The sequence below is a fragment of the Chitinophaga sp. W3I9 genome, assembly GCF_050434025.1.
Lineage (GTDB): Bacteria > Bacteroidota > Bacteroidia > Chitinophagales > Chitinophagaceae > Chitinophaga.
Map to the genome: position 1 here is coordinate 1922988 of NZ_JBNPWC010000001.1, position 14834 is coordinate 1937821.

General features: G+C 47.2%; 8 protein-coding genes. 5 read left to right on the forward strand and 3 right to left on the reverse strand.

The genetic code is table 11. The features are described 5' to 3' along the window. Window positions 1-5 precede the first annotated feature (5 nt). A complete protein-coding gene (locus QFZ51_RS08290) occupies window positions 6-1262 on the forward strand; it encodes a DUF2264 domain-containing protein (RefSeq protein ID WP_429044979.1) in 1257 nt (418 codons plus the stop codon). A gap of 11 nt (window positions 1263-1273) precedes the next feature. Here the strand turns inward: QFZ51_RS08290 and QFZ51_RS08295 are convergent, their stop codons facing one another. The 3 genes from QFZ51_RS08295 to QFZ51_RS08305 all read right to left on the reverse strand — a co-directional run bounded on the left by QFZ51_RS08295 (window position 1274) and on the right by QFZ51_RS08305 (window position 7267). Next, a complete protein-coding gene (locus QFZ51_RS08295) occupies window positions 1274-1756 on the reverse strand; it encodes an N-acetyltransferase family protein (RefSeq protein WP_429044981.1) in 483 nt (160 codons plus the stop codon). Between the two features lie 19 nt (window positions 1757-1775). Beyond that, window positions 1776-5708: a Pls/PosA family non-ribosomal peptide synthetase gene (locus tag QFZ51_RS08300; RefSeq protein WP_429044983.1), complete on the reverse strand. Its 3933-nt coding sequence runs from the start codon at window positions 5706-5708 to the stop codon at window positions 1776-1778. A 713-nt stretch (window positions 5709-6421) separates the two neighbouring features. After that, window positions 6422-7267, reverse strand: a complete 846-nt coding sequence (locus QFZ51_RS08305) for a bifunctional helix-turn-helix domain-containing protein/methylated-DNA--[protein]-cysteine S-methyltransferase (RefSeq protein WP_429044985.1) — start codon at window positions 7265-7267, stop codon at window positions 6422-6424. A 122-nt stretch (window positions 7268-7389) separates the two neighbouring features. On the opposite strand from QFZ51_RS08305, the gene QFZ51_RS08310 reads away from it, so the two are divergent. The 4 genes from QFZ51_RS08310 to QFZ51_RS08325 all read left to right on the forward strand — a co-directional run bounded on the left by QFZ51_RS08310 (window position 7390) and on the right by QFZ51_RS08325 (window position 14769). Then, the gene (locus QFZ51_RS08310; RefSeq protein WP_429044987.1) at window positions 7390-8598 is read left to right on the forward strand and encodes an alginate lyase family protein; all 1209 of its coding nucleotides are present in this window, start codon (window positions 7390-7392) and stop codon (window positions 8596-8598) included. Window positions 8599-8987: 389 nt separating this feature from the next. Next, complete coding sequence (locus QFZ51_RS08315) at window positions 8988-12131, forward strand: SusC/RagA family TonB-linked outer membrane protein (RefSeq protein WP_429044989.1); 3144 nt, start codon at window positions 8988-8990, stop codon at window positions 12129-12131. 11 nt (window positions 12132-12142) lie between these two features. Next, window positions 12143-13606: a RagB/SusD family nutrient uptake outer membrane protein gene (locus QFZ51_RS08320; protein WP_429044990.1), complete on the forward strand. Its 1464-nt coding sequence runs from the start codon at window positions 12143-12145 to the stop codon at window positions 13604-13606. A gap of 755 nt (window positions 13607-14361) precedes the next feature. Then, the gene (locus QFZ51_RS08325; RefSeq protein WP_429044992.1) at window positions 14362-14769 is read left to right on the forward strand and encodes a c-type cytochrome; all 408 of its coding nucleotides are present in this window, start codon (window positions 14362-14364) and stop codon (window positions 14767-14769) included. The last annotated feature ends 65 nt before the right edge of the window (window positions 14770-14834 follow it).

Sequence of the window (14834 nt, forward strand, 5' to 3'; positions counted from 1 at the left end):
TTTGCATGGACAGACGTTTTTTTATCAAAGCTATTCCTATGGCAGGAGTGGCAAGTACTATAGGCTCTGAAAAGGGATTGCTGAAAGCGATGGCGGCTGAAAAGCCTGCACCCGATGACAGGGAGTATAATGTGGATCTGATGATTCGTATATGCCAGCCCGTTATTGAGCAACTGAGCAAAGGAAAACTGAAAGCCACCATGCCTACCGAAGTGGCGCCGAACTATGGAAAACCGGTGGAGAAAGTAACCTACCTCGAAGCATTTGGCAGAACCCTGGCCGGCATTGCCCCCTGGCTGGAACTTGGACCAGACAACACGATGGAGGGAAGCAAGCGTATTGCCATGCTGGAAATGACCCACAAAGCAATAGCGATGGCAGTAGATCCTGCATCCCCGGACTATATGAACTTTACCGGCAAATTTGATGCACAACCACTGGTAGACGGCGCTTTCCTCGCGCATGGATTATTACGCGCACCAAAGCATGTATGGCGCAGGCTCACTCCCAAAACACAACAGCAGGTAATAGATGGATTAATCAGTTTACGCAGCATTAAAGCATTTACCAACAACTGGGTATTGTTCTCCGCCATCATTGAAGCCATGCTGCTGAAATTCGGCGCCGACTGGGACCGCAAACCAATTGACCTGGCCGTGCAAAAAATGATGGAGTGGTATAAGGGTGACAGTATGTATGGCGACGGCGCGCATTTTCATTACGACTATTACAACTCTTTTGTGATCCAGCCCATGCTGGTAGACGTACTAAAGGTGATGGCTGAAAAAGAAGAGGGAAGTAAAGCAAACTATGAACTGGCATTAAAACGAATGCAGCGTTATGCCGCTATTCTTGAAAGGCAAATTTCTCCTGAAGGAACTTTCCCGGTAGTGGGTCGCTCCATGCCTTACCGCAACGCGGCTTTCCAGGCACTTGCGCAAATTGCACTGGAAGAAAAACTGCCGGAAGAAATATCGCCCGCACAGGTAAGGTGTGCACTAACGGCAGTGAATAAACGAATATTTGAGGTGCCCGGTACTTTTGATAAAAAAGGATGGCTGAAGATTGGTTTCTGCGGGCATCAGCCGGAGATTGCAGATACCTATACCTCTACCGGCAGCCTGTATTTATGCAGCACCGGTTTCCTGGCATTGGGCTTACCTTACGACAGTCCGTTCTGGTCGGAACCGGCGCAGCCATGGACCTCAAAGAAAGTATATGCCGGAGCTTCTGTGAAAAAGGACCATGCTATCGACTATTAGAGAAGGGGCTGTTAAGTCAGCCACTTCTCATATACCAGCCGTACCGGCTCATATTTTTCCGATGCCAGGAACCGTTGCATACGATGGTTGTTCGCCAGCGTATATCTGACTATCCTGCGAATACCCATTGCTACGTATATCCGTTCCAGTTCTTCATTCAGCATCCTGTAAATACCCTGGCGGCGGAATTCATCTGCTACATAACCATCAGATACATAGAGGGTGTTACCCGTATAATCTTCAATCCGGCTGTCGTCCGGTTCTTCCGGATATGCAAAGATGAAGCCTGCTGGTTTATCACCTGCATAGGCCAGCAGGCAAGTGCCACCGCAGGTTTCCTGCATTTCTATCACATGTTGCATATAGTTGGATGCAATGCTTTCCCAGGTGGCCGTTTTCGGGAAAAATGCTTTTTCCGAAAGATGCAGCTGCTCCATCATGTTGCTGATGAGAGCATAGTGATCTTTTATTTGTATGGATTGGATGTTAATCATTTTCGTATAGTTGATAGCGTTATTCCGGTTTAACCGGGCTGCCTGTCCAGCTGGTACCAGGTTGTAATTTTTCTCCTTTCATTAACAACGACAACGGCGCAATATTTACATCATCGCCTATTTCACTATCGTACAGGATAATGGACCTTGCGCCAATGCTGCTTCTGCGACCTACTTTAATGGGTCCTATCTTCATCACCCTGTCTTCAAACAGGTGTGTCTGCGGGCCGCTGTCTTCATTCAACATACTATCAGTACCTATTTCCACCATGTCAAATTCCGTGATATCTGCGGTATTCAGTAATACGCGGTGGCCTGTTTTTACACCCAGCAGGCGGAGTATTACCGGCAGCCACGGAGTCCCTTTCAGGTATTCCAGCAGGAATGGAATAGAGAGTGCTTCGTAGGTAGAAGTAATCGCTTCACTGCGCCATACATTGGATGTCCACATGGGGCTTTGTAAAGCCTTGTATTTGCCTACAAGAATCCATTTGAGCAGCACGGTAAAGAAGAATGCCGGCAGCCCCAGGAAAAAGAGATAATAGAAGGGGAACTGCAACAGGATCATCCACCAGGGTTCATCTGTTACAAGGTCATGGGCATAGGCAATGAACAGGATACTGCAGCAGATCACCACTGTTTCCGGGATGAGGATACGTATAAATTCAACCGTAGCCCTGGCCAGTTTGCGTTGTGGCGATGGATGGGTAGTGAGTTCCGGGGGAAAGAAATGACTTTCCTGGCGGCGTGGCAGCGCAATAGCCGGGGAGCCGAACCAGTCGCGGGCAGTACTTGCTGCCAGCTGTTCTTTGGAGGGTGGTGTAGATAACACGCCTATCAGCATATTCTCCGGCAATTCATAACCCTGTGGTATCAGGGCACTGTTGCCAACAAAGCTGGTATTATGTATGATCGTTTTTTCGAGTATCAGCTGTTGTCCGCGTACATCAGATTCGCCGAGTGTTACCGCATCTGCAATAAAGGCGCCGTCGCCTATTTCGAGTAAAGGATGGGTAACGCTGCTGGCGGTAGATACTTCGGTATTGCGGCCTATTTTGGCTCCCAGTGCGCGGAACAGCGAAGAGATATACACTGTGGCAAAAATAGGATGTATTACAATCAGCGATAGCGACATCAACTGGTCAGCAAACCATTTACGGGCATAAAATGCGCTGTAAATAGGATAAGTGCCCGGCTTAATTCCCCATTGCAGTAAACGGGTAAGCAGCACGGTTTGCGCAGTAAATAAAATAATATAACTCAGCGCCAGCGCCGGTGTGATCACCATATAATTGAAGTTATAATCCGGTGCGGCATTATCCATTTGGTTGAGGGTAATGATGGTAGGCAACAACGGCAATAGCACCGTAAATGGAAATACCAGCAGGAACAGCGAAAAGATAGCGCTGTATTTTCTGCGGGTAGCTTTTGATACCGGCAGGGGCTGTGGCAGCTCACTGATATTTTTAGTTACTTTTAGTACAGCCGGGCTACCCTGCCATACCTCGCCAGATTTCACAGTACTGTTGGCAGGCAGGAAACTAAGGTCCTGTAATTCGCTCCAGGCTTCCATTACCGTGTCGCCGCCAATAACTGCACTGCTGCCTACGTATGCATGATCGCCAAGATACACGCTGCGTAGTTTCAGCCATCCATCTTCCACAAACGCATTATTGATGACAGCTTGTGAACTGATACTTACATCGCTGCCAATGGTAACAAGATCTTCTGCGCCAATGGTTACCGCGCCGAGTTGCGCATCCGGTGCTATTTTCACGCCCAGCATCCGGAGATAAGCCGGGTATAAAGGCGTGCCATTGAGGAATTGTGAAGGCATAAGGCGCTGGATTGTTTTTACCAGCCACCAGCGGAAGTAATAAGTACCCCATAAAGGATAATCTCCTGCTTTCATTTTGCCTATTACCAGCCATTTGGTGCTGATAATAAGCATGGAAAAGAGAGGCGGTAACAGGCAAAACATGATAAGAGCGGTAAGGATCGCATATCCAAGGTGGCTGGTATCCTGTTCCACGTAATAATATCCCAGGTAAGGGAGGAATATCTGCATGGCAAATAATCCGAAGATCACCAGTATGGCAACAGTTTGTGCTATCCAGCAACTGAGATGACGCCACCACGGCACTTTATTAAAAACGCGGGGCGGCTTAGGGGCCGACTGTGGCTGTGCGGCCCATACATTTACCAGTTCCTGCAGGGGGCGGTGTATATAAATATCTTTGAGAGATGCATTAGGCACATTGGCCTCACGGCGCAGTCGTGATACAAAAGCTGCTGCAAGTAAGGAGTGTCCTCCCAGGTCGGTAAAAAAGTCCTGTTGAAGATCGATTGTTTTATCCGGAAATACCTTTGACAGGATAGCACTGATCCTGTCGGCTACAGGGGCGTCCGGATCAATGGCTTCATGAGTGGTTACCTGTGCAAAGGCCGCAGGCAGTGGTAGTGCTTTACGGTTTATTTTGCCGCTTGGCAGGCGGGGCATATCTTCCAGCGCTACGATGGTGCCGGGCACCATATAGGGTGGTAATACTTTGGCGAGTACTGCACGGAGGAAGGATTCATCAAAAGGAGCATGATCTTCCTGTACAATATAACCTACCAGCTGATCCTGGTCGTTGCTGTCTTTTTTTACCGCTACTGCTGCCGCGGCAATGCCGGCAATAGCATGGAGCTGGTTTTCAATTTCCCCGAGTTCAATCCTGTATCCCCGCAGCTTGATCTGATCATCGAGGCGGCCCTGGAAGTCGATACTGCCATCCGGTAAAATAATGGCGGCATCACCGGTGCGGTACAGGCGTGAGCCGGGTAGTTCCGTCATGGCAGCTGGCTTATCCACAAATTTTTCGCGGGTCAGCTCGGGGCGGTCGATATACCCGTCGCCTACGCCGGGTCCTGAAATAACCAGTTCTCCGCGTTCGCCTACCGGGAGGATATCCAGTTTTTCGTCTACCACGGCCATGTTGTAATTGGGCAGCGGCTGTCCGATGGTGATATAATCTCCTGGCTTTAACGCCGCAAAAGTGGCGCTTACTGTTGTTTCCGTAGGCCCGTAACTGTTATAAAAGTGCCTCGGGGGTACAGCCCACCTGGATAGTACCTGTGGCGTACAGGCTTCGCCGCCGGCATTAATGAGGCGCAGCGTGGGGATATTATCGTCCATGATAGCGAGCAGGCTGGGAACGGCATGTAGTACGGTGATTTTTTCACGGCGCAATACATCGCCCAGTTCATCAATGGCTTTGGCGGTGGTGGCATCGGCCACCCAGAGCGTGGCGCCGGCAAAGTAACTCAGCCAGGTTTCTTCGCACCACATATCAAAAGATACGGAGAAACCCTGGTACACCTTATCGGTGGCACGGATATTTAAAACGGTTTGTTCTGCCCTGATAAGGTGGCAGATCTGCCGGTGATTGATCGGGATGCCTTTGGGTTTGCCGGTACTGCCGGAAGTGTATAATATGTAAGCAAAATTTTCGGGTTGTGGTCCGGCGTTAAGGGTGAATATTTCAGTGCTGCCAGGTACCGGTGGTACTGATAACACCGGGGCTTCCAGCTGGAGGGGAACTTGGCTGAAGCAGGCCGCCGCCTTTACTTCTGTCAATACACCTTCTACTCTTTCTGCCGGCATCTCCCGGTCGAGGGGAACATAAGCCGCACCGGCTTTAATGATGCCCAGTATAGCGGCATGCAGTTCAAGGCTGCGTGGCCACCAGATCCCAACCACACTGCCGGGACCTATTCCTTTGGATTGCAGGAATACGGCGATGGCATCGCTCCAGTGATCCAGCTGTTGATAAGTAAGTGTTTGTTGCTGGAATATCAGTGCGGTTTGATGGGCATGTTCCTGCACCGATTGTGAAAAAATATCGGCCAGCGTTTCATGATGAAGCAGCTCTGGCTGTTGGGGTCCTTTAACTATACTGTAAACATTCATAAGTTCGCGTTCCCGTAGGTACTTTGGTGTTTGGTATAGCAAAGTTAGGTGTAAGAATCGGAGCGCCGCCTTATAATACGCTTAAAAAAAATAGATTGTTTGGCAAAATTTGCGTATTATCTGGTAAGATTCCAGCGCTCACTGATAAGTATATACGGGCATTCCAGCACACATTGATCAGCCATCTCCGGTCACACCATATCACCGGTTTACCGGCAGGTTTCTTTCCGGATTCACTGTTTTTTATGGGGAGGTCAGAAAACGCATGGATATTGGTATATGTAAAGGATTGATACTAAATATCGATATGTTTTTTAATGCGGACTCTAAACAAACAGGAAATTTATATATGAAAATGCAAAATTATTTTTTATTTTTAAGGTAACCTATTAAGCACTACTAAGCATCTGCGGGAGGATGTGTTTATAGCAACCAAAATCTGAAGAAGAAGTATCACAAACGATAAACTAACTTGATTAACATCTAAACCGGACGCTGATCTTCGTGAGAGAACTAATGCTCATGCCCTGCAGGCATGTTTGACGACGTTTATACAATGGTGATATTTTGACTTTTCTGATAAACTTTTTTTTCCTCGTCTAACCGGCAGGCACTATTTAGTGCTGGTCCTTTTTTTCATAAGCAAAAACGGGGCTGTCCTACACAAGCGGGCAGCCCTTTGTTTTTTGGACGCTGCCGGAATACCGGGCAGTTTATATCTCCCATCCATCAGTATTTCCTTTTTTGGCGGCTTCCCAGCCAATGATGGCGCTTTTACGTGTGCTTCCCCAATGGTATTGCCCGGTGTCGCCGGTGGCTTTAATTACACGGTGACAAGGAATCAGGAAGGCCACCGGATTCTGTGCCACCGCTGAGCCTACTGCGCGGGAAGCATTTGGGTTTTGAAGGGTTGTTGCCAGCTGTGAGTAGGTAGTTAAATTACCCATCGGGATTTTCAGCAGGGCTTCCCATACTTTCAGTTGAAAGTCCGTTCCCCGCAAATGCAGTTTTATTTCAGACAGCCGGCTCCAGTCCTGCGTAAAAATATACAGGGTGTTTTGCTGAATAAGGTCCACCATCTGGGTAAACTGTGCATGGGGAAACTGCGCGGTCAGCGCCTGCAGGGCGAGTTGCTGATCGTCTGCAAAAGCCATATGGCAGATACCTTTGGAGGTAGATGCCACAATGATATCACCAAACGGACTCTCTGCAAAACTGTAATTAATGCGCAATGCCTTGCCGCCGTTTTTATATTCTCCCGGCGTCATACTTTCTATATTGATAAACAGGTCGTGCAGGCGGCCGGTGCCCGAAAGCCCCGCTTCAAAGGCAGCATCGAACACGGTTACCTTTTCTTCTCTCAATATAGTTTTGGCGTAATCCAGCGTAAGGTACTGCAGGAACTTTTTAGGTGTTACCCCTGCCCACTCTGCAAATACACGCTGAAAATGAAATGGGCTCATATGTACGGCCGCAGCAATTTCCTGTAAGTCGGGCTGCGTTTTGAAATGCTCTTTAATATAGTCTATTGCCGTGGCAACGGTGTTATAATGATTCATAGCATCAATGTTTTTAAACAAAGGTAGCCTCGTGAATATCGGTAAAAAACCCGGTTATTGCGATTGAAGAAGATTTTTAATAAGAGTTGAAAATTGATTAAATTAGAAAGGAAGTATTAACTATGCTACACCTGACCCGTACCCTCTTTATTTTACTGATCACCTGTTTGCCCGTACATACGGCCGCACAACAAGCCGCGCCTGGCACATTTTTATTCGACCCTGCCGTGCTCACGGCGCAGAAAGCAGCCATCGCAACGCATCAGCCCGGAGCTGAAAAGGCGCTGCATGAATTACTCACGCGCGCTGACCGTGCGCTGCAACACGGTCCGTATGCGGTTACTTTTAAAAGTAAAGTCCCCCCGAGTGGCGACAAACATGATTACATGAGTGTAGGCCCCTACTGGTGGCCGGATTCCGCCAAAGCAAACGGATTGCCATACATCCGTCGCGATGGAGTGACCAATCCGGAACGATATACGATTAAAGATGATTCTTATTTCAATGCCTTGTGCAACGATGTAAATGTGCTCGGTCTTGCCTGGTTTTATACCGGTAAGGAACAATACGCCACCAAAGCAGTGGCGTTATTACATACCTGGTTCCTCGATCCGGCTACCCGGATGAATCCCAATCTCAACTACGGCCAGGCCATTCCAGGTATTACAGAAGGACGGGGTATTGGCTTAATAGATACACATGCTGTAATTGCATTGATGGATGGAATGCAGTTGCTGAAAGATTCGCCCGCCTTTCCGGTGGCGGAATACAAAAGTATACAGGACTGGTTCCACCTGTTCCTTGCCTGGATGCGTACCAGTAAAATAGGGAAGGAGGAGTTGGCAGCAAAAAATAATCATGGTACCTGGTACGATGTACAGGCAGTAGCCATGGCATTGTTCACCGGACAACAGGCGCTGGCAAAACAATTGCTGCTCACACAAACCAGGCAACGGATGGAACAACAATTTGAAGCCGATGGCCGGCAGCCGCTGGAACTGGAGCGCACCCTTTCCTGGAATTATTCTTACTTTAACCTGAAAGCATTTTTTGAACTGGCACTGATGGCGGAAAAGATAGAGGTAGATCTCTGGAATTATGAAAGCCCCGGTAAGAAAAGCCTGCGCAAGGCTTTCCAGTGGATGCTTCCATTTGCTGCAGGTAACGCCGCCTGGCAATACCGGCAAATTAAGCCGATGCAGGCAGATGGCTACCTGGAACTCGCTGCCATCGCAGAAAAAAAATATCCGGATCTCGATCTGACGCCCCTCTGGAAAGCACATCCGAAAGACACCGGTTATGCCTATACGTTAACCGGATGGGGAGAATAAAAATTTCCGGTCGGTAATTGAATATATAAGCCGCTGATAGCTAAATGTTAGAGTGTTGGAAAATCGTTTTTGAAGAGATGAATGCAAAGTAATATTTATCACTGCGATGAAAAGTTAAATTTCTTTTTTATTTTTAAGTAACCAGTAAATCTGGCAACAAACCTTATTGTGAGTATTTGTACTGTAGTAGCAACCAAAGTTCTGAATCTAAACCTTTATTATTATAACTAAAACCTTAAAACTCGGGACTGTAGAGTCTTTTAGCTAAGTAATAACCTGGTCTTTGTTAATGCATGCCAATCCGGTTCATGAGCCGGAGCAGGGTGTTTATTGCCAAAAATCCCGATACCACCATTGTAATTTTTATCAACAATTAAATCTAAACTGACATGAGGAAACTTCTACTCGTGCTGGCAGGTATGCTATTGATAGCAACCTCGCTGCTGGCACAGCATTCCCGCACTGTGAAAGGAAAGATAACAGACGATACCGGTAATGGATTACCCGGTGTTTCTGTGAGCTTACCCGGAGGCAAAACAGGCACCGTTACCGACGGAAAAGGCGAGTTCTCGCTTGCTGTGCCTGAAAACATCAATTCATTGAAAGTATCTTTTGTAGGATACGAAACAAAAACGCTGCCTGTCACAGGTAATACCACAGGCACCGTTATCCTGTTGCCCGATTCAAAAGCTATTTCCGAAGTGGTGGTAGTAGGATATGGTACACAACGTAAAAAAGATGTAACCGGCAGCATCGTCTCCGTTAAAGGTAGCGCCATCGCTGAATTACCGGTGCAAAGCTTTGAGGCAGGTTTAGGCGGTCGTGCCGCGGGTGTGCAGATCACGGTGCCTAACGGAATCGTGAATAACCCGCCGGTGTTCCGGATCCGCGGCTCCAATTCTATTTCCATGAGCGCCTATCCCTTAATTGTTATCGATGGAGTACCTGCATTTTCCGGTGATGTAGGCGCAGGTATTTCCAACTCTCCGTTGAATCCATTATCAAGCATTAATCCTGCTGATATTGCCTCCATAGATATCGCCAAAGATGCTGCTGCTACAGCCATTTACGGCAGCCGCGCTGCCAATGGAGTGGTGTTTGTAACTACTAAAAAAGGAAAGGCAGGCCGCCCGAAAGTAGTCTACGATGGCTGGGTAGGTACTACCAGGCCCACACGCCTGCCCACCGTATTGAATACGGAACAGTTTCTTGAAATGAAAAATGAGGCGCTGAAAAATGCCGGTAATGCTGATCGCTATGTAGCCAACCTCGATGCCAACGGTAAAGTGATTGATACCAAATGGATGGATGTGGTGTACCGCGATAAAACCATATCGCAGAATCACAACGTAAATGTTTCCGGGGGTTCTGAAAATACCAGCTATTATTTTTCAGCAGGATATACCAAACAACAGGGTATTCTGAAAAAGAATGACTTCGCGCGCAAAAGCCTCCTGTTCAGCATTGACCAGCAATTGGGGAAATCATTTTCCATTGGTGCGCGGATGTCTTACTCCAACGAACAAAGCCTGATCTCGGGATCTTCCGGCTCGCTGGAAGGAGAAGCCTTTAACTCCGGTGGTCTTGCCCGTCTTGCTTTCCTCACTTCCCCGTTAGTATCCGCCTATAACAACGACGGAAGTTATAATATCAGTGGTTCCGGTATGAGTGGCGGAAAAAACACCTTGCCTATCGGTATCTACAATCCGCAGGTACTGCTGGATATGGACCATTCCAATACAGAGGCCAGTCACATCCAGGGCAATATTTACCTGCAGGTGAAACCTTTTGAGTGGATGACATTAAAAACCCAGTATGGCGCCGATTACATCCTGATGAACAACGATATTTATCTCAATAACATGTCGGGCGATGGCGTTTCTTCTAACGGGGATGTTAATAGTATTTATACACAAAACAAACGTTGGGTATGGACAAATACAGCGCAGCTGGATCGTTCTTTCGGCAAGCATAACCTCAGCCTGCTGGCTGGTTTTGAGCAACAACGGGATGCACGCGAACGGTATGGTTTGCGTCGCCAGAAACAAATGGATAACTATTTCAACAATAGTGAAGGCGGCTGGCTCACAGACCTGTCGCGTTATTTGCTGCGCAGGGAAAATTATCTGTTATCTGCTTTCTCCCGTTTAAATTATAATTACAATGAGAAATATTATCTAAGCGCCAATGTAAGACAGGACCAATATTCCGCTTTTGGTCCCAACTTTAAGAAAGGTACTTTCTATGGTTTTTCCGCAGGATGGGAAATTACGAAAGAAGCTTTCTGGACCAATGCAGGTCTTAATAATGTATTCAGCAGTTTCAAGATCAGGGCCAGTCATGGTAAAGTGGGTAACTTCGCGGGCCTGGGCGACTACGATGCATTATCACTGTATAAGCCTGCTCCTTACGGTGGCAGTTCTTCTATTTATTTTAACCAGGCAGGTAACCCCGATCTGAACTGGGAAACCAGTAAGAAAACAGACATAGGATTTACTTATGGTATCCTGAATAACAGGATCAGTGGTGAGTTCTCTTATTACTATAACGATATTAACGGCCTAATCCTGTTTGTGCCGCAAATGCCATCTGCGGGCATTCCTATCACCAGCATCACGGCTACCATTGCTACCATTCCTACCAACGTAGGCAGCATGTACAACAGAGGAATGGAGTTCAGTGTAAACGCAGTGGCTATTGATAAGCGCGACTTCTCCTGGAACATCGGTTTCAATATTGCACATAACAAAAATGAAGTAACATCCCTGGCGGGTGATATTACCGCCATTCCTTTTGTTACCAGCAGCCTGGAACAAACCAGTATCAACAAAGTAGGCTATCCTGCCAGTATGTTGTATGTAGTGCGTACGGATGGTGTGGATCCTGCAACCGGCAGAAGGATCTTTATCAATGCCAACGGCGACAAGGTGTATTTTAATAATGCGGATGCCGTTAAGTATAAGTATGAAGATGGCAAAACAGCTCCTACAGTAGGTGTGAAAGATGCCGTGGCTTATAAAAATACCAATCCGAAAATACTCGGTGGCTTGGAGAATACTTTCCGCTACAAGGCTTTTGAGCTGAATGTATTGCTTACCTATCAAACAGGATTTTATGTGTACTACGGCAGTAATGCAGGGTTAAGGGATCAACGTTACTGGAATAACAGTACCGATGTGCTGAACAGGTGGCAGAACCCGGGTGATCAGACAGATATGCCGCGCGTAGTATATGGCGATAACATTTCCAATGGTTCTTCTTTTGCGATTGCTGCCAACGTTTTCAAAGGCGACTTTGTAAAGTTAAGTACCGCCGCACTCACTTACCGCCTCCCTGATAATGTTGCAAGTGCTATCCGTTTGCAGGGCGCCAAAGTTTACGTGCGTGGACAAAACCTTGCGTTGATTACAAAGTACCCCGGCCCCGATCCGGAAGTTTCTTCCAATGGTAATAATGCTTCCGGTCAGGGTGTTGACCGTAACACGCTTGGTAATGGAAGAACGCTGACAGTGGGTCTTAATGTTAACTTTTAAATTGAAAGAAGATGAAAAAATATGTGTTAAATATATTGGCGGTTACCGTGATAGGTTTGGGTGCTTGTCAGAAAGGATTGCTGCACCCGGTACCTTCCACAGATATTCCTGATTTCAGGGCTTTTGAAACCAAAGAGCGGATCGCCAGCCAGGCGAATGGCTTGTACTCTGTGATGAAGCACGGCAAGTTCCTGGGAGGAAAATATGCCATTGCCAACGAAGTAAGAGGGGAAGATTTTGTGAATGAAAAGGCCAACAACGTAACGCTGAATGCCACCTGGCGAATGGTGCCTACAGGCGAAGCGCAGGAGGTAAAAGAGATCTGGTCGCAGGGTTACATTACCATTAACAACGTCAATGTTTTCCTTACCGGTATGAATGCGGTTGGAAACCAGATCGTAGGTGACTCCATCGCAAAGCTGTACGCCGGGGAAGCCAAGTTTGTGCGGGGTGTAAGCTATTTCTCCTTGCTGCAGTTATATGCACGTCCGCATTGGGATGGCGCCGGCAGCAGGCCAGGGTTAATTATTCACACCGAAGGACATGCTAAAATTGGCAGTTATGCGCGCGCCCGCAGTACGGTGAATGAAACATATGCGCAGATTATCCGCGATCTTGATTCTGCTGAAGCGTTACTGACCAAACCGGCAGCAGGGGCCTTAACCTCCATTACGCGCGCCAATGCCTATAGCGCGATCGCTTATAAAACCCGTGTATACCTGTATATGGAGCAGTATGATAAAGTAATAGCAGAAGCGGCAAAACTGGTGTCAGCCAGTGCGCCGTTCGTATCGCCTGCGGGGCATGCGCTGGAAGCGGATGTACAGAAGGTGTTTGCACCGCCCTATTCTACCAGGGAATCTATATTTTCATTGCCGTTTACCGGGTCTACGGATGATTTCCCGAGCACGCAAACCCAGCTGGGATATTATTTTACACCTGCCGCAAAGCCATTCACCGGTAACGGAGAGTACTCCATGCATCCTAATGGGGTGATCGCTGATTCTTCCTGGAAGCCAGCTACCGATGCGCGCAGGAGGTTTATTGTACAATCTCTCGGGAAGAATTTCTGGACTAAATTCCCTACGCCAAGCCCCTTCACAGATTATATTCCCGTGATCAGGTATGCAGAAGTGTTACTGAACCTGGCAGAAGCAAGGGCACGGCAAACAAATTCAGTGGATCCTACAGCAGTAGCATTATTGTCTGCCGTAAGACACCGTTCCGATGCTACCATTACCTATACCGTTGCTGATTTTACCAACGTTACGGCATTGCTGGCCGCCATCACACGCGAGAAACATATTGAACTGCTGGGAGAAGGCTTCAGGAGTATGGAAATTACCCGCCTGGGAATTCCATTCCCTGCCAAAAGCAGCACCGTTCCGGTAATTGCGCCAACCGTTGCACAGTACATCTGGCCGATCTCTTCAGACGAACTGATCTACAACAAGCTTTGTGTTGACAATAACTAAGTCCTCATAATTATAAAAAGCCCCCGCATCCATCTGGGTGCGGGGTTGTTTTGCGAGCGAAGGTTGTCTTGAGCGGAGGTTGTCTTGGGCACTGATTACGCTGATTTTACTGATTTCTCTTTTGTGATTTTTTTTATGATTTTTCTGTGATTTTGGAAGATGGGAGCAATGATAGATTTTTATTTAATAGCCTTCATTGGTTACTGAAAATTGAATTATTTTTGTCTTTTTATAGAATTTCCGGAAAATTCAGTCAATTTAGGATGGTTTTACAATAGTTGAATACGGCATTCATTTCCCTCATGTATCAGCAAGGCCATTTCACTTAGATGGCACTGATGTGTATAACCGCCTTGTACTTTTTCGCCTGTAAGGCCCTGTAGTAAAAGATCTTAGCTTCAAGTCCACATCACCTCCACATCACCTCCACATCACCTCCGGGTCATCAGCATACACTAAGCATATATTAAGCATGTACCAGGCATCTATTAAGCAGATGCGAAGCATCTGCTAATCATCAAAACAACCTTCTCCAATCAAAACTCCAATCTCCCCAAATCAAAAAAAAATCACAAAAGAGAAATCAGTAAAATCAGCGTAATCAGTGCCCAAGACAACCTCCGCTAAGATAACCTCCGCTCACCCTCCACTCCATCCGCGGAAAAAAGCGGCCCCACCCACCTACAACCTATTATTCTTTTTTGTAGATTCCTTCCTAAAGGAAGCATTTAAAGACTTATTTAAACCCAAGATCAATGAAAATCAGGAAAAGCTTTGTAGTGGTGGCGGCATTTATGGCTGCCGGCACCCTATGTTCACTCGCACTGCCCCAGGAGCCGGAGAAGGCTACCAATCTGAAAGTATTGCCAAAAGATATCAGTCACGACGACCTGATCAAAGTAATGCGTGGCTTTAATGCTGCGTTGGGCGTAAAATGTAATTTCTGTCATGAGCCGCGGAAAGATGATGCCAAGAAGCTGGATTTCGCCAGCGACGCTAATCCGCATAAGGGCGTTGCCAGGGATATGATGAAGATGACCAAACGCATCAACAAGAAATTCTTTAAGGGCAGCGAGGTAATGGCGGTTTCCTGCTACACCTGTCACCACGGGAATGAAGAGCCAAAAAACAAACCTGATGCTGCACCGGAAGCGGCAAAGTAAATTTCTAAAAAGCCGCCGGAAAGCGGCTTTTTTTTATTTAAGCCCTCATAACGGCAATTATGGAC